Source organism: Enterococcus sp. DIV0170, assembly GCF_051710765.1.
Classification (GTDB): domain Bacteria; phylum Bacillota; class Bacilli; order Lactobacillales; family Enterococcaceae; genus Enterococcus_A; species Enterococcus_A raffinosus.
Map to the genome: position 1 here is coordinate 308,463 of NZ_JBIOLG010000002.1, position 22,205 is coordinate 330,667.

Below are 22,205 nucleotides of genomic sequence, written 5' to 3' on the forward strand. Positions count from 1 at the left end.
CGTATTTTCTTTAGAATATTTTGCTATTTACTGACAAAAAAAGTAGTATTCTTTGTGAAAGTAAATATAAGTAAACTTGTTAGGTGAGGCTCCTAAACAAACATAGGCTATTGCGCAGAAACGTCGAAAGACGCCAATGTGTAAAATAGGAATTGTCGGATTAAGGCTTTTCATAAAATAGCTAAGAGTGATTCTTTACGTTGTTTAGTGCTAAAACTCAGACGATGAGATTGATTGTGTGAGACACCAGACTTGTTAGTTTTTTTTCGCTAACGTTTGGTGTCTCTTTTTTAGGTTATTTATTGTGGACTCTCTCGTCTCAAACAATTACTTGATGAAGGGAGAGATGAACATGATGAAAAGAAAAAAGATCGATTGGCTGCTGTTATTACCTTATTTGGGGACAAGCCTGATCGGTCTTTTAATTGTTTTTAGTGCTAGTTCTTATCGTTTGATGGCGGAAGGGGAAAATCCATTGTCGCTATTTAGTAAGCAGGCGATTTTTATGGGGCTAAGCTGGCTGCTGATTGCTGTGCTTTTTCATGTGAAAAATAATGTACTAATAAATGGTAAGCTAGCGCAAAGTTTATTAGCAGTTGGACTAGTTAGTTTACTGTTAGTGAAAATAAGTGGCGTCAATATTAATGGTGCACAAAGATGGGTCTCCTTATTAGGTATTCAATTCCAGCCTTCTGAAGTCACAAATGTAGCACTGATTCTTTATTTGGCGTATTTTTTCCGCGTGAAGCGCACTAGAAAGGAAATGCTGGTGCCTTGTGGTCTAGTGGCACTTAGCGGATTATTGATTTTGCTCCAGCCTAAAGTGACAGGTGCAATCATTATTTGGGGAGTCGCTTTAGTCATTATTACGACTGCGCAATTGCCTTATCAGTGGTCCGTACTTATTTTTTCAGGGTTGATTTTGGGGATTGTTTTAATCGGAGGCGCGATACTTTTTTTGGGCAGTCACCATCTTTTGCCCGAATTATTTGCTCATACCTATGATCGTATCCGCTTAGTGAGAGATCCATTTCTAGATCCCTACGGTAAAGGATTTCAAATGAGTAATTCGTACTACGCGCTTTATAACGGTGGTTTTTTTGGTAGAGGGCTGGGAAATAGTATTACTAAAAAAGGCTATTTACCAGTAGCGGAAACAGATTTTGTGTATTCGATTTTGGTGGAGGAATTAGGCGTTGTTGTCGGCTTACTCGTATTGGCATTGCTTTTTCTGATTGCTCTTCGTCTATTTGTTTTAGCGGCGAAGGAAGTGAATCAGCAGGTCAGCTTAATTTATTTTGGGGTTGGAACGCTTTTGCTTCTCCAAACCAGTATCAACATTGCTAGTATTTTAGGACTGATCCCTATGACAGGAGTGCCGTTACCGTTTATTAGTTATGGGGGGACGAGCTACCTGATTCTTTCTATCGCGCTGGGTATCTGTCTAAAACTTTCTTCGGAGGATCGAACAAATGATCAAACGTTTGAGCAGCGAATTTAACTATTCTTTATTTTTACCCATTTTCATCTTTTATTTAATTAGTATCGGCGTACAATCGATGGCGGCTGAGCTAGATGGGGCTGACGTTAAAAATGTTGTAACGAAGCAGATTGTTTTTTGCCTGATTTCTCTATTGGCCATGGGGATCGTCAGTAAATTCAAAACGGCTACTTTGTTAAAATATGCGCCCTTTTTTTATGTTGTATCGTTAGGGATTATGGCGCTATTGTATTGGTTTTATGATCCGGCGATGTACACTGTAACGAACACGAAGCGCTGGCTGCGTATCGGCGGTTTTTCTTTTCAGCCATCAGAATTGATGAAACTGAGTTTTACTCTTTTTATGGTTCGCTTAACACTAATCGATGAGTTGAATTGCTCTCAGCGAACCTTGAAAAGTGATCTACGTTATTTAGGTAAGGTGGCTTTGTTCAGCCTGCCGACATTTTTCTTGATGTTTATTCAACGAGATTTTGGAACGAGTTTAGTATTTATTGCTATTTTAGGTGCGCTGTTTGTAATATCCGGGGTTCATTGGAAAATACTTACGACGATTACGGGTATTGGAGCAGCTTTAGGTGCCACTTTATTGGTTTTGGTTTTCAGTGAATGGGGGAATAAGCTGCTTTATTGGCTGCATTTTAAAACGTATCAGCTAGATCGTGTGCGTGCATGGGTTGATCCCTTTCAATACCGTGATTCTATTGCCTATCAGCAAGTACAGAGTCTTTACGCGATTGGATCGGGCGGCTTGTTTGGTCGCGGCAGTGAGCAGGCATCCGTATATGTGCCTGTTCGTGAGTCAGATATGATCTTTACGGTGATTGGAGAAGGCTTTGGCTTTATTGGCAGTACTTTAGTGGTTTTTCTATACTTCTACTTGTTTTATCAAATCATTTCAGCTGCGATGAAAACAAATAATAAAGGCAATCTCTATTTGGCGGTTACTTTTGTATTTGGTTTGCTGTTCCAAATTTTTGAAAATATCGGAGCTGCGATTGGTATTTTGCCATTAACGGGTATTCCGTTGCCGATTTTAAGTCAAGGAGGAACCTCCTTGATTGTTCTAGGTGTTGGCTTGGGAATCATGATGGGCTTTCGAGAAAAAGAACGATTAATATAAAAATTGAATGGAGAATTTAACAAAATGATGCGAAAAAAGTTTTTCCTACGAAGTGCAGGCATGCTCCTTTCAGTCATGGTGATAACTAGTGCTGTCGCAATGAATGCACACTGGATGAAAGGGATAGATGCTGTATTTCTCCAAAATCGCTTACCAAATATTTCCTATTTAACGGCTTTTGTGGGAGGAGTGGCGAAAATCGCTACTATCGGTCCAATGGTGATTATTTTTGGACTTCTTACTTTCTACTTGCTGAGAAAACATGAGCGGGCATTAGCTGTTTGGTGCATGGGAAATCTGATCTTTATCAGTGGGGTAGGTTATTTATTAAAGCAGGTGATTCAGCGGTCGCGCCCAGACCAGATTCAATACCTTTCTCGTTCCTCCTATAGTTTTCCAAGTGGACATTCGTTGCTGATTATGACGCTTGTTTGTACGCTGATCGTGCTCTATTTTTTCATAGAACGACGTATGCCTCTATTACTTAAAATAGGATTATTTTTCTTAACGTTCATTATTGTAGGTGGCAGAATTTATTTAGGCGTTCATTATATGAGTGATGTTTTGGCGGGTGTGTGTTTAGGCGGAGGGCTCACTTTCGGGACGGCGGGTTTCTGCTATCCATATTTACAAAACCCCTGTCAGTCCCCACGACGGAAAAGAAAGAATGGCTTTTTGACTTGGCAGAAGGTACTGATTGGCGTGCTTGCAGTGTTAGTGGTATTGGTTTCAGGACTAAGTGCGTTTGCATTGAAGTTTTATCATAGTTCACAAAAAATGGCGGACTCTATGTACTCCCCAGTTGAGCGTGGGGGAAAAACAAAGACGCCTCAAGCTTCAGAACCTATGAGTATTTTGATTCTCGGAATTGCCAATGATGCAAAAAGAAAAACAGATTTTCGGGCCAATACGATCATGGTCGCGACGCTAAATAATCAAACGAATGAAACAACCTTAGTAAGCATTCCGCGGGATTCGTTTGTAGAGATTGTTGGAGCGGATTATGAAGATAAAATCAATCATGCCCATTCAATTGGCGGCCCTGAGATGATGATGGATACAGTTGAAAAATTTTTAGATATACCGATCCATCACTATGTTTCGGTTAATATGGATGGCCTTCAAACGCTAGTGGACGCCGTTGGCGGGGTGACTGTGAACAATGATTTTGCTTTTTCGGCAGAAGGAATTGATTACCCAAAAGGTAAGCAACACTTGAACGGGTGGGAGGCTCTTCAATATTCTAGAATGCGGTATGAAGACCCAAAAGGTGATTATGGACGCCAGGGTAGACAGCGTGAAGTAATGGAATTATTGATAGAGAAGATCCTTTCAACTAAAAGTATTTTTAGCTACCAGAAAATTTTAGATGGAATTGGCGAAAATGGAAAAACAGACTTAACCTTTGATCAAATGCAGAAAATCTTGACTGGGTATCACTCTTGTTTGACTAAGATCGACAGTCAACAGGTTCAGGGGGAAGGATTTACTGGAGACGGTTTTACAGGACAAGCGGGGATCTCCTATCAAAAAATCCCGCAAGAAGAAGTAGATCGTGTGAAAACGTTGCTACACAAACAATTAAATTTATGAAACAGGAAAACGTGAAGCAGATGAGAATCGATGAGCGAAACGGCTATGTTTTCTGGAAATTTTCATCGAATGATTTAATATATTTACTAAATTTCCTGCTTTAAAAGAAAGTTGCGTTATAATAGCAGCAGAAAGGCGGGAAGATATGCTTAGTCAAATAGGAGTATTACTTATTGTCGGTGTATTGGCCGGAATACTAGGATCGATCTTAGGAATCGGTGGAGGAATTATTTTAACGCCCTTTTTGACGTTAATAATGGGATTGGACATTCAGTATGCGATTGCGGCTAGTATTGTTTGCGTGATCGCGACAAGTTCAGGCGCTACTATCGCTTATTTAAAGGATGATATGCTGAATTTGCGTGTCGCAATGTTTTTGGAGATTGCGACCACGATTGGAGCGATCGTAGGCGCATTACTTTCAGGCGTAGTGCCGACGGGCTTTTTGTTTATTTTATTCGGCGGCTTCTTGCTCTTTTCAGTCATTAACATGATTCAAAAGCTGCGGGGAAAAACAGACAAAGCGATTGAAAAAGTTGCAGGAGATTCGTTGGCTGAAAAGCTGAAATTGAATGGCTCATACTATGATAAAGTGTTGCATGAACAAATTGATTATCAGGTAGAGAAAGTACCAGGCGGCTTTGCCATGATGTTTGGAGCGGGAATCGCTTCGGGGTTATTAGGAATCGGCAGTGGAGTCTTTAAGGTAACGGCGATGGACACTATTATGAAAATGCCTTTGAAGCCCTCTAGCGCTACCAGTAATCTGATGATGGGGGTCACTGCGGCTGCTTCCGCGATGGTTTACTTTTTCAGCGGAACCATCTTGCCGCAAATCGCTGCTCCTCTGGCATTAGGTGTGTTAGTAGGTGCAACAATAGGCTCGCGAATCATGACGCGACTAAAACCGATTGTGATTCGAATGATTTTCATTCCGATTTTATTCTTTATGGGACTACAAATGGTTCTTCGCGGATTTGGGGTGATCATCTAATGGAAAACAAGGAAGAAATGGTGAAGATTGAGCGTTCCATCGGATACATTTTACGAATGGGTGTGATAGTTTCAGCCATAATTATTTTGGCGGGAATGCTATTGCTGTTCTTTTTGCCAAGTTCGGGCCAGGTTCCCAGCAGTCTGCCGTTGATTTTCAAAGGAGTACGGCAGTTGAATGGGGAAGCCTTTATCATGTTGGGCTTGTTTTGTCTGATTTTGACCCCCGTTCTACGAGTAGTTGTGTCTATCTTTGCATTTGCGAAAGAAAAGGATTATTTGTATGTGGTTATTACGCTGATCGTATTGGTCATTTTGGTGATTGGCATGAGTTTTGGTCTAGTAGAATAGGAAAATCCGAGCTGCCGTTTTGGCTGCAGCTCGGATTTTTTGTTAGCTTTTACGGGTTAAAATTTGACTGGTTAAGCGTTCAAGCTTTTCTTTAGTACCAAAATAATTGTCCGGCAATTTCCGAATATCCTTTAAGGCCTGTTCGGTATACTCTGTTGCTAATTGTTGCGCATAGGCGACGCCGCCTAGTTGATGAACGAGCTGTTGTACGTGTAAAGTGTCATCATCTGTCATTTCCTTTTTCTTTTCCAAGTAGGGCCGCAACTGTTGCGGCGCTTGATTCAGTGCATAGATTAAGGGGAGAGAGTAAACGCCTTGGCGAACATCCTCTAGAACTGGTTTTCCTAATGTTTCAGTATTTGCTTCGTAATCCAATAAATCATCCATAATTTGAAAAGCAATCCCAATATTCAGTCCAATAGTACCGGCTTTTTTAGCGAAACGTTCACTATTGCCGCTCTCAAAAGCACCTACTGAACAACTTAAAGCAAAAAGCTCCGCAGTTTTTCCAGAAATATTCTCCAAGTATTCGTCGACTGTTTGATCAAGCTTGTAGCGGTCATCCATTTGACCTAATTCACCATCAAGAATTTTTTCCATGCTGCGAGAGTTCAATTGTAGGCTCCGTAAAGAAGTAGCGTAATCGGAGAGCAGTTTGAAGCAGCATATGAACAAATAATCACCAGCATAAACGGCCGTATCATTCCCAAAAGTAGAACGAATCGTCGGTAAACCGCGGCGTAATTCGGATTCATCAACAATGTCATCGTGGATCAAGGTTGCTGTGTGAAGCATTTCGATGGATGCCGCCAATGATGTTGCCTTCTTCTCATCCTGATCTGGTCCAAATTGTGAAAATAAGAGTTGATAGGCGGGGCGCAGCAGCTTTCCGCCAGCGTGGATCATGGCTAGTACAGCAGCCTCGACTTTTTTATTTTTTAATTTGACGACGTTTTCCATTAGTTCAAGAGTGGTCGTCAATTGTTCAGCAAGGTCAGGATAGTCTTGCCACATAGGATGAAGTTTCATTTTTGATAGCCTCCTGATCCTTTCTTCGATTTTTTTGATAATTCATAATCTAATTGAAATTTTTGCAACGCTCGGACATGTACCAATAGATAGTTTCCTGCGATTCCGATAACGATTCCAGCAAGAATTCCTAAGAGAGACATGACTGGCAAGTAGAGCATCACCGTCCAAGATTGAGCGATCCAGCTAGCTACCAGCAGCTGGCCCACGTTATGAAGAAAACCACCTGCGGCACTGATGCCGATAATACTTACTCGTTTAGGTCCCAGACTTTTTACCAGCAGCATGCCGAAATAACTTAATAAAGAACCACTCATGCTGTATAAGAAGGTGGAGATTGTTCCGCCTAAAAGGGTGGTCAAAATCAGACGCATCCAGATCAAACGAAAGCTGTCTCTTTTAGGCATAGTAAAAATCGCAACAATTGTTATTAAATTGGCGAGTCCCAGCTTTGCCCCCGGCGCAAAGGCGAAAGGGGATGGAAACATATTCTCGATCAAGCCCAAGATAACCCCTTGAGCGACTAAAAGTGCTATGTAAATCAGTTTTTGTGTTTTATTCATAGTAAGGGCAGTTAATAAATGACACTGCCGGGTTCCCCTCCGTCTGAGGATTTGACTTCGATTAGCAATTTATGGGGCAAGCAAACAATGGTTTCACCAGATTGGTCAATCCACCCGCGGCGTACACAGATTTGATCCCCGCAGTCTGCTTCTTTGATCCGAATGCGGTTTCCTTTAACCTCGATCAGGTTGTAGTCGCCATCTTTATCCTCGTAACGATAGGTGTAGGCCTGCGAGTTATCTGAGAGATCAAAGGTTTTGATTTCTTTTCCGTCAACCGAAAGAACCGCTTCTTGTGTTGGACTCGATGCTCGATTGAGACTGAAGACCAATACAGGCGCAAAAGAGAGCAGAATAAGTATCACGACAATGATGCCATCCCAAGGCCGAAGCAAACTATTTTTTGCAAAATCCTTCAGTTTCAAAGTCCACACCTCTCTTATTTTTCTTGTACTATCCATTTTGACAGATAAGTAACCTGTAGCTCCTACAAAGCATCAATAAATCTTTTCTTATCATAACATAAAGAAAGTTCTAAAGAGAAAAACAAGCCCTTTAGAACTTTCCATTATTAAACAGTCAAATTAGTTGGAATTTTCTTTTCCGTAAATGGATCTCGGTGTTCCGTACCACCATTTGCCGGCAGTGCGCTGAATCCAAGGAATTACCCAACGATCCAAACCAAGTGCTCGACCAGAACCATTCATTAAAGCAAAGGCAACTGGAATGAACCAGATATTTACCCAATAGAACATGCCTGATAAGCAGAAAGCAATTACTAAACCGATCGTTGCAGCATTGGCCAACCAAGTGAATAGACCAAAGATTAAGGCTAATGCAATACCGATTTCGACAAAGGTCATAAATTTCTGCATAAACAAAGCGACATCTTTATTTGGCATCATGAATTCCATGATTTTTGCGAACCAATGAGGCATCTTTTCGAAAACCGGCATTGGATTTTCGCCAAACGTATAGTTGAAGCCGAAATGAGTGGCCGCAGTTGCTGCCGCGTCAGTTGCTCCGCCCGCAGCGCCAGTCGCCGCAGTCGTAGCTTCAGCCGCATGCGAACCAGCAGCAGAAGCACCAGTTGTTACTTGCTCTTGTAGCCAAGGGAAGGGGAAGACAACTTTGTCAGTAAACCATGAGCCGCTGCCAAACCAAGAGCTTGGGTTCAGATAACTGCCATCGCCAACGACTTTTTTCGATGCTTCGATCAGCCACATAGAGCCGTAGAAGACACGCAATGGGACGCTCCAAAGGACGTTCCCATACCGAGAAGAATGGCCGCGAGTAACATTGCGATCGTTTTTGATGTGGAAAAATTCATGCATCATGTATTGGAACATATAGTAACCAGAACGCATATCAAAGAAGTATTTCAAGTTAACGATATGTTTCATGACGATTGCCATAAAGCCGGCTAAATGAACTTTATCCATCAAGTTGGCAACACCCCATTTAGAGCCGATGGAAACCATGAAGCCTTGATAGTTACTCTTGAACTCATGTTTTGGTGTGTTTTTAATTTTAGCTACAATGTTCGCTGCGGCAGTATGCGCTGTTTGTTCAGCAGCTTGAACAATTTGCGGTGTTGGTTTGCCATCGTTGTTTTCTTCATAATAAACCAAGTCACCGACAATGTAGATATCTTTGTCTTCATAACCTTTGGCTTGCATGAATTCATTGGCGTATAGACGTTGACCACGTGCTGCTTCTAATCCAAAATCAGCCGCATCTGTCGTTCCTTTTACACCAGCAGTCCAAATCAACGTATTGGTCGGAATTTGCGAACCATCTTTTAAGACAATATGATCTGCTGTGACTTCAGTGATTGGCGCGCCTTTTTTCAATTGAATACCTTTTTTCATCATGAAGCGTTCGGCCTTTTCCGCATCTTTGCGGTCAAGCATATTCAAAATAGTCGGTAGGGCTTCCACAACCATCAAAGTGAATTCTTCAGGACGTAGCTTGTGCTCTTTTGCTAAAACATTTTTCCATTCCATTAATTCACCGATCATTTCAATTCCGGTGAATCCAGAACCGCAGACAACGAAGGTCAGCATTGCCCGACGAGTCGCTTCATCTGGCTCCAGCGCTGCTTTTGCAACTGTGTCTTCGATATGCTTTCTGATTTTGATTGCGTCCTCCATTGACCAGAGGGTAAATCCGTGTTCTTTAACACCAGGCGTCCCAAAATCATTTGGTTCACCGCCCATACCAATAATCAGTTGATCAAAAGGATACTTGCCTAATTTCGTTTGAACAATTTTCTTCTCTTTGTCGATGCCGATCACCGTATCTGTTACAAGAGAAACATTTTTCTTACGAGCAAATAACCGTTGCAGATCATATTGAACTGCTTCTGGTTCTACTCGTCCGCCAGCTACTTCGTGTAATTCGGTCATCATTGTATGGTAAGAGTGACGATCAATCAACGTGATCTCAACGTCATCTTTTTTTAACTTCTTGGCCATGAATTTCGTTGCTGCGACACCTGCATACCCTGCACCCACAACGACAATCTTCTGTTTTGCCATTGAAAATCCGCTCCTTATTAGTAAATGATAATGACTGCACAATAATAATGAATTGATAACTCCTGAACAATCGAATATATTATACATATAGTTGGTTTCTTTGTCTATTAGAATTAATATAAACTAATATAGGGTCTTTTTTAATAAATTAATTAGAAAAAGTAGGTTATATATAAAAAGGGATGTACAAAATTAGGATAGTGATTTAGAATGATTCTTGTTTAATGAATCACATAAAATAGTAAAGGTGGAGTTTAATCATGAAAATGAAAAAAATAGTATCAGGATTTGCTGTGGTGGCGTTTTCTACACTTGCGTTAGCTGCTTGTGGCGGAAACAATGATAAAGATACGGCTGCAAGCTCTTCAACAAATTCTTCAGAAGCTGCGAAGCCAGCGGAAAAAGTAGCAGGCGCTGATCTTAAGGATGGCACCTACAAACTTGAAGAAAAGAATTATAGCAATGGGTACCGTGTAGTTTTCGACATGACTGTTAAAGATGGCAAAATTACGAAATCAAACTATGATTACTTAAATGAAGACGGTAAATCAAAACAAAAAGATGCTGATTACGAAAAAAACATGAAAGAAAAAACAAAAACAGGTCCTAAAGAATACATTCCTGCGTTAAATAAATCTTTAGAACAAACACAAAATCCAGATTCAGTTGAAGTAGTTACTGGTGCGACACATTCAAGCGAAAGCTTTAAAAATTACTCTCAACAATTGGTTCAAGCTGCTCAAGCTGGCGATACGAATACAATTGAGATCGACAATGGCGCAGATTTGAAAGATGGTACGTATACTTTAGAAGAAAAGAACTACTCTAACGGTTACCGTACGGTCTTCAACATAACTGTTGCTGGCGGAAAAATCACTGAATCAAACTTTGACATGGTAGATAAAGACGGCAAATCTAAAAAAGATGACGCTGACTATGAAAAGAACATGAAAGCAAAAAGCGGTGTAGGACCAAAAGAATACATCGAAGAATTAAACAAAGGATTAGTTGAAAAAGGAACACCTTCAGAAGTCGAAGTGGTAACTGGTGCAACTCATTCTTCACATGCTTTCCAAACATATGCTGCACAATTAGTGAACGCTGCTGAAAAAGGTAACACAACAGCGATTCAAGTAGACAACATCGTAACTAAAAATTAATTCCTGATATTTAGGGAATCTTGGAAGAGCTGGGGTTTCCCAGCTCTTTTTTTTGAAGAGGAAGAAGGCATAATCGGTTGAAAGTGCTTATTCCGAACAGAATAATATTTTGATTGTCCAGCTTTTCAAACGATTTAAGAGCTGCTGTGGAACAAGTAGTAATTTGGCATCGTAAATCAAAACGAGTTTGCGATTTTATTATGAAAAATACTTTGAAAACCTTGCTAAAAACGCTATGATAAGGTGACAAAATTTTAAATAGATAAAGGAAGTATGAACGTGAAGAAACGTGCACTGTTGATGATACTTGGGCTGCTTGCAATTTTGTTGACCGCTTGCGGTAGCGACAAGCCAAAAATAAATGAGAAGCCTTATGATGATAAACAATTTTTAATGGGTACATATGTCCAGATTCGTATCTATGATGATGGCAAAGAAGCGGCATTAAAACCTGCCTTCAAACGAGTAAAAGAGCTGGCTGATAAGATTACGGTGAATCAAGAAGGATCGGAAATCGATGCGATCAATCAAGAGGCGGGCGTAAAGCCAGTGAAGGTAAGCGATGACATGTATTACTTACTTAAAGAAGCCTACAAATATAGTCAAGACTCTAAGGGTGGCTTTGATATGGCGATCGGTTCGATCACTTCACTATGGCGTATTGGTTTTCCCGATGCTCGTAAGCCTGATCAGAGTGAAATTGATCAAGCCTTGAAATTAGTCAATTATCACGAGGTTGAATTCAATGATTCAGAGAAATCTGTCTACTTGAAGGAAAAGGGAATGAAGTTAGATTTAGGCGCGATCGCTAAAGGTTATATTACCGATGAAGTCGTGAAGGTGCTAAAAGAAAAGGGCGTAACGACGGCAATTATTGACCTTGGCGGAAATGTCTATGTGATGGGGCATAGCCCTCGGGGGGATCAAAAAGAGGACTGGACGGTAGGAATCCAAGACCCTAATCAGGCTCGTAATGTCGTTTTAGGTAGTGTTCCAGAAAGTAATATGTCACTGGTAACGTCAGGTATCTATGAACGTTATTTAGAAGTCAATGGCAAAACGTACCACCATTTGTTTAATCCTAAGACAGGATATCCTTTTGACAATGATATTGCTGGCGTCACGATCATCTCGAAAAAATCAATCGATGGCGATGGATTGTCTACGGCAGTCTTTTCGATGGGGGTAAAAGAGGGCATTCAGTACGTGGAAAGTCTGAAGGATACGGAAGCAATTTTTGTTACTCGCGACGATAAAGTATACGTAACTTCTGGTTTGAAGGATGTTTTTGAATTGAACAAGGAAGCCGGATACACCATGGGCAACGATAAGGATTTGAAATAATATGACAAGAAAAAGCTTTTTTGATCTAGTGGAGATTCGTACCAAATTAGCAAGTTTATTTCCTTTTTTGATTGCGGTGTTGTTTACAAACAGCTATTTTCATTCCTTTCATTGGGGAAAGACTCTCTTTTTCTTTTTTGGTATGCTTGCCTTTGATATGGCGACGACAGCGATCAATAATTATATGGACTTTCGCAAGGCCCATTCTGAAGAATACAAATATCAAGAAAACGTCATCGGAAAAGATCAGCTGTCTGAACGAACCGTTGTTTTAATCATTTTTGCTTTGATCGGTTTTGCGGCGATCGTTGGACTAACCTTGGCTGTGCAAACAGGCTGGCTGCTTTTGGTGATGGGCTGTGCCTGCTGCTTCATCGGGGTATTTTATACATTTGGTCCGATCCCATTATCGCGAATGCCTTTAGGAGAAGTGTTTAGCGGCGTAACCATGGGTCTGGGGATTTTTGCGATTACGATTTATTTGAATACCTATGACAAAAGACTCTTTTTCATGGAGCTGAACTTGCGGCATTTCGCAATTACTGGAAGTACCACGGCAGCTTTAGCAGTTGTGTGGGCCTCACTTCCTCTGATCGCCACGATCGCGAATATTATGCTGGCAAATAATCTTTGTGATTTAGAACAGGATATCGCCAATCATCGTTATACGCTGCCCTTTTATTTAGGAAAGAAAAATGCGGTCGTTCTATTTAACCTTTTGATGTATAGCTGTTATGGAGCGATCATAGTAGGCTGGCTTGCTGGGATTTACCAATGGCCAATTCTACTCACGTTCCTTAGTTTGGTGAAAGTCTATCCACAAACAAGAGCCTTTACGAAAGAACAGGTGAAAAGCAGAACCTTCGTGATGTCCATCAAGAATCTTGTTTCGTTTAATAGTTGTTATGCTCTTGGTCTGTTTGTAACGCTGCTTTTGCAGGGGATCGTTTAGTCGAAATTTTAGCTCACCTTATCAATTAAGATAGGGTGAGCATACTTTACTTATAATAGAAGAAATAGGAAAATTTATGATTTAGGGAGTTCGTATGGACAATACTAAGAAACTAAAAGCTGGTCAGAATAAATTGACGAAAGAACATTTCTTTGAGCTTGTGCAAATACGTACAAAATTCGCTGGCATCTTTCCTTTTGTGATTGCCGTTCTATTTACTAATACGTATTTTCACTCCTTCCATCCAGGAAAGACGCTCTTTTTCTTTTTCGGCATGTTTGCCTTTGATTTAGCGATTACGGCTATCAATAATTATATGGATTATTTAAAAGCACATTCGGAGAAATATAAATATGAAGAGAACCTTATTGGTCGAGAAAATTTATCGGAGAAGCAGATTCAACGACTTATTTTTGGTTTGGTAGGCTTTGCGGCGATCGTGGGTTTGATCCTAGTGGTTCAAACGGGCTGGATGCTCTTGCCAATGGGTGCGGCCTGCTTCTTTGTCGGTGTGTTTTATACCTATGGGCCTATTCCACTTTCAAGAATGCCGTTAGGAGAAATATTTAGTGGTGTTACTGAGGGGTTGGGGATCTTCGCTATTACGATATATTTGAATACCTATGATTTACGTCTATTTTATATGGAATTAAGCGTACAGCGTTTTGCGATCACAGGCAATACGATGGCTGTGCTTGCGGTTATTTGGGCAGCCCTGCCATTGATGCTGACTATTGCCAATATCATGTTGGCGAACAATTTAAGCGATTTGGAACAGGATATTGAAAATCATCGCTATACATTGCCCTTTTATATTGGACGCGAGTGGGGTGTTCGATTGTTCAATTTTTTGATGTACAGCTGCTATGGTGTGATTCTTGTTGGATTAATCGCCGAGATTTATCAGTGGCCGATCTTGATCACCTTCATCAGCCTTGTAAAGGTGATCCCGCAAACCAAAGTTTTCACGCGAGAACAAATAAAAAGCAAAACCTTTCCTATGTCTGTTGAAAATTTAATTGTCTTTAACAGCTGCTACGCATTGGGGCTTTTGGTAACCATGATGTTGCAGTATATCTAAAAAATGAGCCAGTGATTTAAATAATCACTGGCTCATTTTTTAGGTAGAGGAAGAGGGGATGTCCAGCTTCCTAACGTAATTGCAACAAAAGAACGATCAGACTGACGATTCCTAAAATAGTAACAATCGCAAATAACAGCTTGTCTCGCTTGGTGGCGAAGACCGGTCGCTTATAAGTATGACTGTTCCATAACCAGAAAACAAAGCCTAATGCATAGATCCCAATGCAGTAAAGCAAATTCAAGATGCCAGAGGAATAGAGCATATAAAAGCCATAAATGATTCCTCCAAGAGCTAAAAATTGTTGATTTTTATGTTTTTTACCTTTAGCAACCTGCCATAAAAAAGCGGCGGACAAGACATAAGGAACTAACACCATTGTGGTCGCCGTATCTGTTACTGCTTGAAAGGCATCCATCGCCCAGCGAGAAATTAAAAAGACGATTTGCATGATTACGCCATTCAGTACTAGTGCGTTTACGGGAGCATTTTGCTTGTTGGCTTTACCTAAGAAAGCAGGGAACATCTTATCCTGAGCCGCATCAAAAGAAATTTCAGCAGCTAAAATCGTCCAAGAAATCCAGGCGCCTAAGACGGAAATAATGACACCGATATCGATCATACTGCCAGCCCAAGGGCCGGTCGATGCCCGCAGAACACCACTGAGTGAAGGACTCGGTAAGTTTGCCAGCTGCTCCTGCGGCAATGAGCCGAAGCTTAGCATAACGATTAAAACATAAATCGCCAGTGTTGTAGAATACCCAATCAATGTTGCACGCCCTACATCACGGGCACGTTTGGCACGTCCTGATAAAACCACCGCACCTTCGATCCCAACGAAAACCCACATTGTTTGCAGCATCGCGTGACGAATTTGTGTCGGAATGCTGCCTAACTGTTTTCCGTTAAGCATCATATTTTTGGCGAAGACATCCATCGAAAAGGTCTGGTATTTAAAATGGACAAATAAAAGAAAAATTGCTAATAAGATCGGAACGACCTTTGCGCTTGTGGCGATCGTGTTCAAAATACTAGCGGTGCGAATACCACGAGCCACTAAAAAGATAACTCCCCAAATCATGAAGGTGCCTAGAAACAATCCGATTTGTCCCCCTGAACCGCCAATAGAGGGAATAAATTTGCTCAAAGCATCTAAAAAGAGGATGACAAAGGAAACGTTCCCGATAATGTTACTTAGCCAGTATCCCCAAGCAGAGTTGAAGCCGATATAGTCCCCAAAGCCATCTTTAGCATAATAATAAATGCCGCCGATAATCTCAGGCTCTTCCTTCGAGAGGGTTTGAAAGACCTTTGCGATAAAGAATACCCCAACACCAGTAATCAGCCACGCCAATAAGGAAGCCACCACACCAGCTGACTGGGAAATGCTGCTGGGCAGATTAAAGACGCCGCCTCCAAGCATTGACCCGATGACGATCATACTTAGGCCTAACAGGCTCAGCTCTTTCGTATGATTGTCAGGTACTTGATTCTGTTCCATAACTATTCTCCTAATTCGTAATACGTTCATTTTTTTATCTAACTGCCTGCAAACTTTCAGTATTCCATTATTTGAAACAGCAAGCCGAATGTTTTAAGAAACACTCTTTCTATATAAGCATATTTATAGAAAAATAACCATAAAGAAGGGGTGAAACTAAACGACCTGATCATTAGAGAACCATCATTTTATTATCATTTATTCTAAATAATAGAATATCGCTTCTTTTTGTTGTTATTATTACTATGTTTGATACAGCCGATTAAGGGATTAAGTAGAGCGTTATTTTCATTAAGAAATGGGATAATTATTAAGAATTTCTACGTTTCTTTTTTAGAGAGGGTGTTTTTTTAATTGGCGGAGTGATAAAATTGAACCAGCGAGGGGGGCTAAGATGATTGACATTCGAGTAGCAACACCAGAGGACGCGTCTGCATTGGTCGCAATCTACGCGCCTTATGTTGAAGAGACGACGATTACCTTTGATTATGACGTACCAGGTCCAGAGGAGTTTGTCCAACGAATCCAAGAAACCTTGGAAAGATATCCTTATGTTGTCGCTGAAGAAAAGGGGCACATTTTAGGCTACGCCTATGCGCATGCCTATAAAGACAGGGCAGCTTATGATTGGGCCGTTGAAGTCAGTGTTTATGTGGATCGCAAGAAACGTGGCAATGGCGCTGGAAAGCTTTTATATCAGACCTTGGAAGAAATATTGAAAAAGCAGAATGTGGCCATTTTAACCGCTTGTATTACTGGCGGCAATGCGGGCAGCTTGAAATTTCATGAGAAACTTGGTTACCAAGAGGTGGCTCGTTTTCCAGCCATTGGCTATAAGTTTGATCAATGGCATGATGTTGTCTGGCTTCAAAAATTTATGACGGAGACAGAAGGGAAATTACCTGCGTTTATCCCTTTTGCTAAGCTATGATGAAAGAAAAATTAGCTAAACTCGATTCGTTAATGATGAAAAGAATCATGATCGGCGTTTTTGTCTTTGCGGTTATTTTTCGACTAGGACTGGCGGTGTTGATGCCAGTCAAAATTTATATGCAGGCAGGATATGATGACGCACTGTCGATCAATCAAGCACTGACCATTTTAGATGGAAAATGGTTGGGGGATTACGGCACTGGAACATTAACGAAAGGGTTATCCTTTACATTCTTTTTGCTTGTGAATCATTTTTCACACTTGTCTTATCCGTTGTTCTTGTGTTTAGTGAATATCGGTGCAGCTTTTGCTATGATCAAGGCGTTGGCACCGTTAATTAAAAATAAGTATCTCAGCGGCTTAGGCTTCTTATTCCTAATCTACTCGCCGGCAACGTTGACTTCAGATTTTTCGCTGCGGGTGTATCGGAATAGTCTGGTCTTTGCGGCGGTACTCGCAGTTTTAGCCGGAATTCTAGGGCTGTATTTGCGGAGAAAAGAAACCATCAAAAAAAGAATCCCCTGGTCGATTTTATTGATGCTTGCTTTTCCGTTTTTCTGGTATCTGCGAGAAGACTCCATCTGGTTATTGCCGCTTTATATTGTAGCAACGATCTGCACATTCTTTGGAATGATTGTACAGAACCAGCCACTGGGGACGTCCATGAAAGAAGGCGTACACACTTTTTGGCATTTACTGAGGAAAACGAATAAGCAAAAGCTCATTGGAAACCTCTTATTACTGATTTCTCCGATATTTTTAACCTTAGGAGAATCCTTAGTGATTTCAAAAATGAATCAGAATTACTACGGGATTTTTACGACGAACGATCGGACGAAAACATCCTTTGCCAAGCTGACAGAAAATTTGATTCAGATTGACAACAGCAAGTACGATTCTAAGGAAACTGCTGAAAACAGCGGCATTTGGGTCTCGAAAAAAACTTTTGCAGAAGCACAAAAGGTGTCTCCAACCTTTGCGAAATATCGAAAAGGGATCGATTGGATGTTGAACGAGTCGATTTGGCCGGATTCTTGGCCGGTAAAAAATGGTGAGCTGCCGGGTGATATGTTTGTCTGGGGCTTACGAGAGATGTTTCAGCATGAAGGATTATATAAAAATGGTCGTGAGAATGAAAAAGTTTTTAAAAAGATCAATCAAGAGCTTTCAGAGGGCTTTAAGTCTGGGGCGTTGAAGAAGAAAAAAATGTTCTTCGTTTCGAAACAGAGCAATGGGAAAAAGCCGGAAGATATGGGAAAGGTTTTTGCTTACATGCGTTCTGGAATTTTGGAAACGACTCTTTACAAGAGCTATCAGACTAGCTATGGCGGATCGATTTTTATGCCAGATCAACCTGCTCAAGTCGTTTTAGACCTGTTGAATGTTCGTTCTGTTTCGACAGTTAAGAAAGGCATGAAGGCAGATGAAAAGCGTACAAAGCCAGTAGTGATTATCATCAATGGAATCATCTGGTTATACCGAATCGTAGCACCTGTTTTGCTGCTTGTCAGTTTAGCGGCCGGAGTGATTTTTGCGACAGGCTTTTTCAAACGGCAAAAGACCCGCAAGGTTTTAGCGGATTATTTGATTATTCTTCTAGGCTTACTGCTGACCTATCTACTTTACTTATTTGGTGTATCGTGGTTTTCGACTTGGGCGCCAGGTGGAAAAGGCCTGTTCATGTTTTTCTATACAGGGGCAGGTGTACCACTGATTCAATTAATTGAGCTGCTGGGTGTGGCGTTGATCGTTAGGAATGCTCAGAACCAATTGTTTGAAAGTAAAGAGCAATTAAATTAGAATCAGCTAATAGTATTCTAATGAAATTCATTAGGAATTGTTACGAGCCTATACCAATGGTTTGCTATCCTTGCATTGTACACGTAAGGAGGGCCCTAATAGCACAATGAAACGAGAGAGGAACACTTCGAAAAACGAAGTAAAAGCCACCGACTTTCTATTGGAAATGTTGGCGTTGTTCATTCTAATTTCCTTAACTATTTATGCCATTAGAACTGGGAAAATTTTTTAAAAGATACTTTGCTTTATAAGTATCTTTTTTTTACTTTTTAACGGAGCTAGACCAAAAAAGATGATTTCAATTTCCTTATAGGAAAACTGAAATCATCTTTTTCTTATCCCTTCATCCAATCTTCTAAAGCCTTCATTTTTTGAATGACTAATTCAGGGGTGATGGTTTCCTTCATTAAATGAATCATTTCGCCTGGCGTGCAGGCCCGTTCCGCAACAGCTTGGTAGTCCTCTTCTGTTAGATATAGATTCATTGCTTTCAGGCTAGTCGGCAGGTTCAGTTGGTGGTAAAAGGGCAGCAACTGCTGAATCTCAGTCTGATTGTCTTCAATCATTAACTGCACAAGAATGCCATAAGCAACTTTGTTTCCATGAAGCTGCTGGTGACTTTCAGGTAAGACAGTCAAGGCATCGTGAATCGAATGAGCGCCGGCAGTGCGCCCGTATTCATCGCCAAAGCCGCCCACCATACCTGCTAATAGAATATTCGCCTCAACGACGTCAATGAATGCTTGATTGATTTGACCTTGTTCCATCGCGTGTAGAGCGGCTTCGCTTTTCTCAAGGAGAATCTGTCGACACTGCTTTGCCGCGAACTCCGCGACTTGTACCTCGACGGGTTTCACACTTAACTGAGAGATGATGGCACGGGATTCATACCATTTGGCTAGAGTATCCCCGATGCCTGCGATCATTAGCGGGCGAGGCGATTCTAAAATAATTGCCGGATCGATCAGTACTAGATCACTAGCTTTCGGGAAGATATCGTAACGTAGCATCACGCCGGCTTCATTATAGACCACACTTAAGGGTGTATAGGCGGCACAGGTAGCGGCCAATGTCGGTAAAATAATAATCGGCAGCTGTGCTTTGTAGGCCGCGAATTTTCCTAGATCGGCTACTTTTCCCCCTCCCACAGCGATGATTCCATCAAATGCCTTTTCTTTGCATAAAGACGCAAATTCTTCTGCAGCTGCATCTGTACATTGTCCACCATAGTAATGAAAGGTTTTTGTTATTGATAGTTCAGGAAAGTAAGTTTTTACTGCTTTCCATGAGGATTCTCCGTGGAGAATGAGAACATTCTCAATATTTCTTCTATTTAAATGCATTTGTAACGAATCCCAAGCCTTTGTTTTTAGCTCGTATTCTTGCGGCGCACCGCGTACAATCAGTTGTTTTGTCATCAGAAAACTTCTTTCATTATTTTTTTAGATAATTCTTTTTTTATTATAACTATTATGGTAGTATGAATTCAAGTCGTTTTTTGCATATTTATTCTATTAATTTTATATTATTATACATTATGATTCAAAGGAGCGGGATGGATGAAAAAGAGAATTGGTGTATTGCTGACGGTTGTACTAATGCTGTTCAGTTTTTTACCGGTAAAGGCACAAGGAGCAGAAAAGGATGAAATTTACGAACGAATTCAACAGAGCGGAGAATTAGTCGTTGGATTGTCGGCAGATTATGCCCCTTATGAGTTTCACGCAGAGGTAGATGGAAAGGATAAAATCGTCGGCTTCGATGTGTCAATCGCAGAAAAAATAGCAAAGGATATGGGTGTAAAACTTAAAATCGAAGAGCTTGGCTTTGATGCTCTGTTAGGAGCACTGAAGACAGGTAAGATCGATTTGGTCATATCTGGGATGTCGATTACGGAGGAACGGTTGAAGGAAGTGGATTTTTCTGATCCTTATTTCGTGGTTCAACAAAAGGTTTTGGTTCGCAAGGGCGATAAGAATAAGTTCAAGACGACGGCAGATTTCAATGGTTTAGCAGTCGGCGCGCAAAAACAAACGACTCAAGAGGATTTAGTTAAAAATGAAATGACTGGAGCGGAACCGACCTCGCTACAAAAGGTTCCTGATTTAATAAACAACCTGCTGAATAAAAAGGTTGAGGCGGTCGTGCTGGAGCAGCCCGTAGCCGAAGCGTATGTGCAACAAAGCGACAATGTGGAGTTAGCCCCAGTGAAATTTGAGCAGGGAGAAAAAGTCACGGCGATCGCCATGTCGAAGAACACACCGGAATTGAAAAAGCATGTCAACGCGTCAATCAAGACCATCAACGACGATGATTTGCTAAAGGGCTATCAAAAAGAGGCCAACGAATTGATGTTCCAAGGAGAGAAGTCCTTCTTGCAAAAATATGGGCCTTACTATCTAAGTGGGGCTAAATACACGATTTTATTAGCATTTGTTGGGGTCTTATTTGGATTGATTTTTGGTAGTTTATTGGCATTGATGAAGCTGAGCAAGAGCAAGATCTTAAAGGCGCTGGCGGTCATCTATATTGAATATGTTCGGGGAACACCATTACTGGTACAAATCTTCATCGTGTATTTCGGGACAGGGGTCCTAGGTCTAGACTTGTCGAAATTGCTGGCAGGTTGTATTGCAGTATCGTTAAACAGCGCAGCCTACGTCGCGGAAATCGTTCGTGCAGGGATCAACGCTGTGAACAAAGGGCAGATGGAAGCCGCACGTTCATTAGGAATGAATCAAAAGGAAGCGATGCGCTATATTGTCTTCCCGCAAGCCATCAAAAATATATTGCCGGCACTGGGGAATGAATTCGTAACGATCATAAAAGAATCTTCAGTAGTCTCTGTTATCGGCGTATCAGAATTGATCTTCCAGACAGGCGTGGTACAGGGCGCCAGCTTCAAGCCGTTCTTACCGTACGTCTTAGTATCGCTGATCTACTTTGTAATGACCTTCTGTATTTCCCGTCTATTAGGGTTAGTTGAAAGGAGAATGGGTCTGAATGATTAATGTAAAACAACTGTCCAAAAGTTTTGGCGATAATGAAGTCTTGAAATCCATCGATCTTACCGTTAAAGAAGGCGAAGTGGTGGTCATCATTGGGCCTTCAGGGAGCGGAAAAAGTACGATATTACGCTGCTTGAATTTATTAGAAGTACCAACGTCAGGTGAGATCTTTTTCGAAGGGCAAAACATCACGGCTCCTGACAGCAATATCGATCAAATTCGCCAGAAAATGGGAATGGTGTTCCAAAGCTTCAATTTGTTTCCTCATATGAGTGTCTTAGAGAATTTGACAATCACACCAGTGAAGATCAAAAAAGAAGATCCGACCAAGGCGAAGGATCAGGCGTTAGCTTTATTGGATCAAGTGGGCTTGAAGGAAAAAGCTGACAGCTATCCTAGTAACTTATCCGGCGGTCAACAGCAGCGGGTAGCGATTGCCCGTGCCTTAGCTATGAACCCTGATGTAATGCTGTTCGATGAGCCAACTTCTGCCCTTGACCCGGAAATGGTGGGTGAAGTACTGGCGGTTATGCAGGATTTAGCGAAAAAAGGAATGACCATGGTAGTGGTGACTCACGAAATGGGTTTTGCCAAGGAAGTGGCGGATCGTGTGATTTTCATGGCGGACGGCATTATACAAGAAGAGGGCACACCAGAGGAAATCTTTGATCGTCCGCAAAACAGTCGGACGCAGGATTTCTTGAATAAAGTATTGTAGGTATACGAGGTGAAG

19 protein-coding genes and 1 riboswitch are annotated in these 22,205 nt (G+C 41.2%); of the genes, 13 read left to right on the forward strand and 6 right to left on the reverse strand.

What is annotated here, in order from left to right:
• Positions 1 to 68 precede the first annotated feature (68 nt).
• A riboswitch (M-box (ykoK) riboswitch) is annotated at positions 69 to 236 on the forward strand.
• Positions 237 to 352: 116 nt separating this feature from the next.
• The 5 genes from IGI50_RS17145 to IGI50_RS17165 all read left to right on the forward strand — a co-directional run bounded on the left by IGI50_RS17145 (position 353) and on the right by IGI50_RS17165 (position 5,561).
• Entirely contained in the window at positions 353 to 1,501 is a 1,149-nt protein-coding gene (locus tag IGI50_RS17145) for an FtsW/RodA/SpoVE family cell cycle protein (RefSeq protein WP_438777830.1), read from the forward strand.
• Entirely contained in the window at positions 1,473 to 2,624 is a 1,152-nt protein-coding gene (locus IGI50_RS17150) for an FtsW/RodA/SpoVE family cell cycle protein (protein ID WP_438777832.1), read from the forward strand. Before IGI50_RS17145 ends, IGI50_RS17150 begins: the two co-directional genes overlap by 29 nt.
• A gap of 24 nt (positions 2,625 to 2,648) precedes the next feature.
• Complete coding sequence (locus tag IGI50_RS17155) at positions 2,649 to 4,217, forward strand: phosphatase PAP2/LCP family protein (RefSeq protein WP_438777833.1); 1,569 nt, start codon at positions 2,649 to 2,651, stop codon at positions 4,215 to 4,217.
• Between the two features lie 145 nt (positions 4,218 to 4,362).
• Positions 4,363 to 5,211 (forward strand): sulfite exporter TauE/SafE family protein, encoded by an 849-nt coding sequence (locus IGI50_RS17160; protein WP_438777834.1) that lies wholly within the window; start codon positions 4,363 to 4,365, stop codon positions 5,209 to 5,211.
• Positions 5,211 to 5,561: a DUF1634 domain-containing protein gene (locus IGI50_RS17165; RefSeq protein ID WP_438777836.1), complete on the forward strand. Its 351-nt coding sequence runs from the start codon at positions 5,211 to 5,213 to the stop codon at positions 5,559 to 5,561. Before IGI50_RS17160 ends, IGI50_RS17165 begins: the two co-directional genes overlap by 1 nt.
• A 42-nt stretch (positions 5,562 to 5,603) precedes the next feature.
• Here the strand turns inward: IGI50_RS17165 and IGI50_RS17170 are convergent, their stop codons facing one another.
• From IGI50_RS17170 to IGI50_RS17185, 4 genes are all read right to left on the reverse strand, one after another.
• The gene (locus IGI50_RS17170; protein ID WP_222227029.1) at positions 5,604 to 6,590 is read right to left on the reverse strand and encodes a polyprenyl synthetase family protein; all 987 of its coding nucleotides are present in this window, start codon (positions 6,588 to 6,590) and stop codon (positions 5,604 to 5,606) included.
• A complete protein-coding gene (locus tag IGI50_RS17175; RefSeq protein ID WP_218257546.1) occupies positions 6,587 to 7,153 on the reverse strand; it encodes a Gx transporter family protein in 567 nt (188 codons plus the stop codon). The genes IGI50_RS17170 and IGI50_RS17175 overlap by 4 nt, the downstream gene beginning before the upstream one ends.
• 11 nt (positions 7,154 to 7,164) lie before the next feature.
• Positions 7,165 to 7,578, reverse strand: coding sequence for a NusG domain II-containing protein (locus IGI50_RS17180; RefSeq protein WP_218257547.1), 414 nt, complete (start codon positions 7,576 to 7,578; stop codon positions 7,165 to 7,167).
• Positions 7,579 to 7,737: 159 nt separating this feature from the next.
• Positions 7,738 to 9,693 (reverse strand): FAD-dependent oxidoreductase, encoded by a 1,956-nt coding sequence (locus IGI50_RS17185; protein ID WP_218257548.1) that lies wholly within the window; start codon positions 9,691 to 9,693, stop codon positions 7,738 to 7,740.
• A gap of 260 nt (positions 9,694 to 9,953) precedes the next feature.
• On the opposite strand from IGI50_RS17185, the gene pplA reads away from it, so the two are divergent.
• From pplA to menA (IGI50_RS17205), 4 genes are all read left to right on the forward strand, one after another.
• Entirely contained in the window at positions 9,954 to 10,853 is a 900-nt protein-coding gene (gene pplA, locus IGI50_RS17190) for an extracellular electron transfer flavoprotein PplA (RefSeq protein WP_438777837.1), read from the forward strand.
• A 279-nt stretch (positions 10,854 to 11,132) separates the two neighbouring features.
• On the forward strand, positions 11,133 to 12,197 hold the full coding sequence (locus IGI50_RS17195; RefSeq protein WP_438777839.1) for an FAD:protein FMN transferase: 1,065 nt from the start codon (positions 11,133 to 11,135) through the stop codon (positions 12,195 to 12,197).
• 1 nt (position 12,198) lies between these two features.
• Complete coding sequence (gene menA / locus IGI50_RS17200) at positions 12,199 to 13,149, forward strand: 1,4-dihydroxy-2-naphthoate polyprenyltransferase (protein WP_438777841.1); 951 nt, start codon at positions 12,199 to 12,201, stop codon at positions 13,147 to 13,149.
• Positions 13,150 to 13,243: 94 nt separating this feature from the next.
• Positions 13,244 to 14,230, forward strand: coding sequence for a 1,4-dihydroxy-2-naphthoate polyprenyltransferase (gene menA, locus IGI50_RS17205; RefSeq protein ID WP_438777843.1), 987 nt, complete (start codon positions 13,244 to 13,246; stop codon positions 14,228 to 14,230).
• A gap of 70 nt (positions 14,231 to 14,300) precedes the next feature.
• Here the strand turns inward: menA (IGI50_RS17205) and IGI50_RS17210 are convergent, their stop codons facing one another.
• Positions 14,301 to 15,731 carry a basic amino acid/polyamine antiporter gene (locus IGI50_RS17210; protein ID WP_218257553.1) on the reverse strand — a complete coding sequence of 477 codons (1,431 nt, stop codon included), beginning with the start codon at positions 15,729 to 15,731 and terminating at the stop codon, positions 14,301 to 14,303.
• Positions 15,732 to 16,128: 397 nt separating this feature from the next.
• Between IGI50_RS17210 and IGI50_RS17215 the strand changes: the two genes are divergently transcribed.
• Entirely contained in the window at positions 16,129 to 16,662 is a 534-nt protein-coding gene (locus tag IGI50_RS17215) for a GNAT family N-acetyltransferase (RefSeq protein WP_438778432.1), read from the forward strand.
• On the forward strand, positions 16,659 to 18,464 hold the full coding sequence (locus IGI50_RS17220; protein ID WP_438777844.1) for a hypothetical protein: 1,806 nt from the start codon (positions 16,659 to 16,661) through the stop codon (positions 18,462 to 18,464). The genes IGI50_RS17215 and IGI50_RS17220 overlap by 4 nt, the downstream gene beginning before the upstream one ends.
• Positions 18,465 to 18,799: 335 nt before the next feature.
• On the opposite strand, the gene IGI50_RS17225 is transcribed toward IGI50_RS17220, so the two are convergent.
• A complete protein-coding gene (locus IGI50_RS17225) occupies positions 18,800 to 19,882 on the reverse strand; it encodes an iron-containing alcohol dehydrogenase family protein (protein WP_438777846.1) in 1,083 nt (360 codons plus the stop codon).
• Between the two features lie 141 nt (positions 19,883 to 20,023).
• Between IGI50_RS17225 and IGI50_RS17230 the strand changes: the two genes are divergently transcribed.
• Together IGI50_RS17230 and IGI50_RS17235 are read left to right on the forward strand one after the other, a co-directional pair.
• A complete protein-coding gene (locus IGI50_RS17230) occupies positions 20,024 to 21,475 on the forward strand; it encodes an ABC transporter substrate-binding protein/permease (RefSeq protein WP_218257557.1) in 1,452 nt (483 codons plus the stop codon).
• Positions 21,468 to 22,190, forward strand: coding sequence for an amino acid ABC transporter ATP-binding protein (locus tag IGI50_RS17235; protein WP_438777848.1), 723 nt, complete (start codon positions 21,468 to 21,470; stop codon positions 22,188 to 22,190). Before IGI50_RS17230 ends, IGI50_RS17235 begins: the two co-directional genes overlap by 8 nt.
• Positions 22,191 to 22,205: the final 15 nt, after the last annotated feature.

Excerpts from the sequence above, each read along its gene's own strand:
- IGI50_RS17145 (WP_438777830.1), top strand. The coding sequence starts at position 353 with ATGATGAAAAGAAAAAAGATCGATTGGCTGCTGTTATTACCTTATTTG.
- IGI50_RS17150 (WP_438777832.1), top strand. The coding sequence starts at position 1,473 with ATGATCAAACGTTTGAGCAGCGAATTTAACTATTCTTTATTTTTACCC.
- IGI50_RS17155 (WP_438777833.1), top strand. The coding sequence starts at position 2,649 with ATGATGCGAAAAAAGTTTTTCCTACGAAGTGCAGGCATGCTCCTTTCA.
- IGI50_RS17160 (WP_438777834.1), top strand. The coding sequence starts at position 4,363 with ATGCTTAGTCAAATAGGAGTATTACTTATTGTCGGTGTATTGGCCGGA.
- IGI50_RS17165 (WP_438777836.1), top strand. The coding sequence starts at position 5,211 with ATGGAAAACAAGGAAGAAATGGTGAAGATTGAGCGTTCCATCGGATAC.
- IGI50_RS17170 (WP_222227029.1), bottom strand. The coding sequence starts at position 6,590 with ATGAAACTTCATCCTATGTGGCAAGACTATCCTGACCTTGCTGAACAA.
- IGI50_RS17175 (WP_218257546.1), bottom strand. The coding sequence starts at position 7,153 with ATGAATAAAACACAAAAACTGATTTACATAGCACTTTTAGTCGCTCAA.
- IGI50_RS17185 (WP_218257548.1), bottom strand. The coding sequence starts at position 9,693 with ATGGCAAAACAGAAGATTGTCGTTGTGGGTGCAGGGTATGCAGGTGTC.
- pplA (WP_438777837.1), top strand. The coding sequence starts at position 9,954 with ATGAAAATGAAAAAAATAGTATCAGGATTTGCTGTGGTGGCGTTTTCT.
- menA (WP_438777841.1), top strand. The coding sequence starts at position 12,199 with ATGACAAGAAAAAGCTTTTTTGATCTAGTGGAGATTCGTACCAAATTA.
- menA (WP_438777843.1), top strand. The coding sequence starts at position 13,244 with ATGGACAATACTAAGAAACTAAAAGCTGGTCAGAATAAATTGACGAAA.
- IGI50_RS17210 (WP_218257553.1), bottom strand. The coding sequence starts at position 15,731 with ATGGAACAGAATCAAGTACCTGACAATCATACGAAAGAGCTGAGCCTG.
- IGI50_RS17220 (WP_438777844.1), top strand. The coding sequence starts at position 16,659 with ATGATGAAAGAAAAATTAGCTAAACTCGATTCGTTAATGATGAAAAGA.
- IGI50_RS17225 (WP_438777846.1), bottom strand. The coding sequence starts at position 19,882 with ATGACAAAACAACTGATTGTACGCGGTGCGCCGCAAGAATACGAGCTA.
- IGI50_RS17230 (WP_218257557.1), top strand. The coding sequence starts at position 20,024 with ATGAAAAAGAGAATTGGTGTATTGCTGACGGTTGTACTAATGCTGTTC.
- IGI50_RS17235 (WP_438777848.1), top strand. The coding sequence starts at position 21,468 with ATGATTAATGTAAAACAACTGTCCAAAAGTTTTGGCGATAATGAAGTC.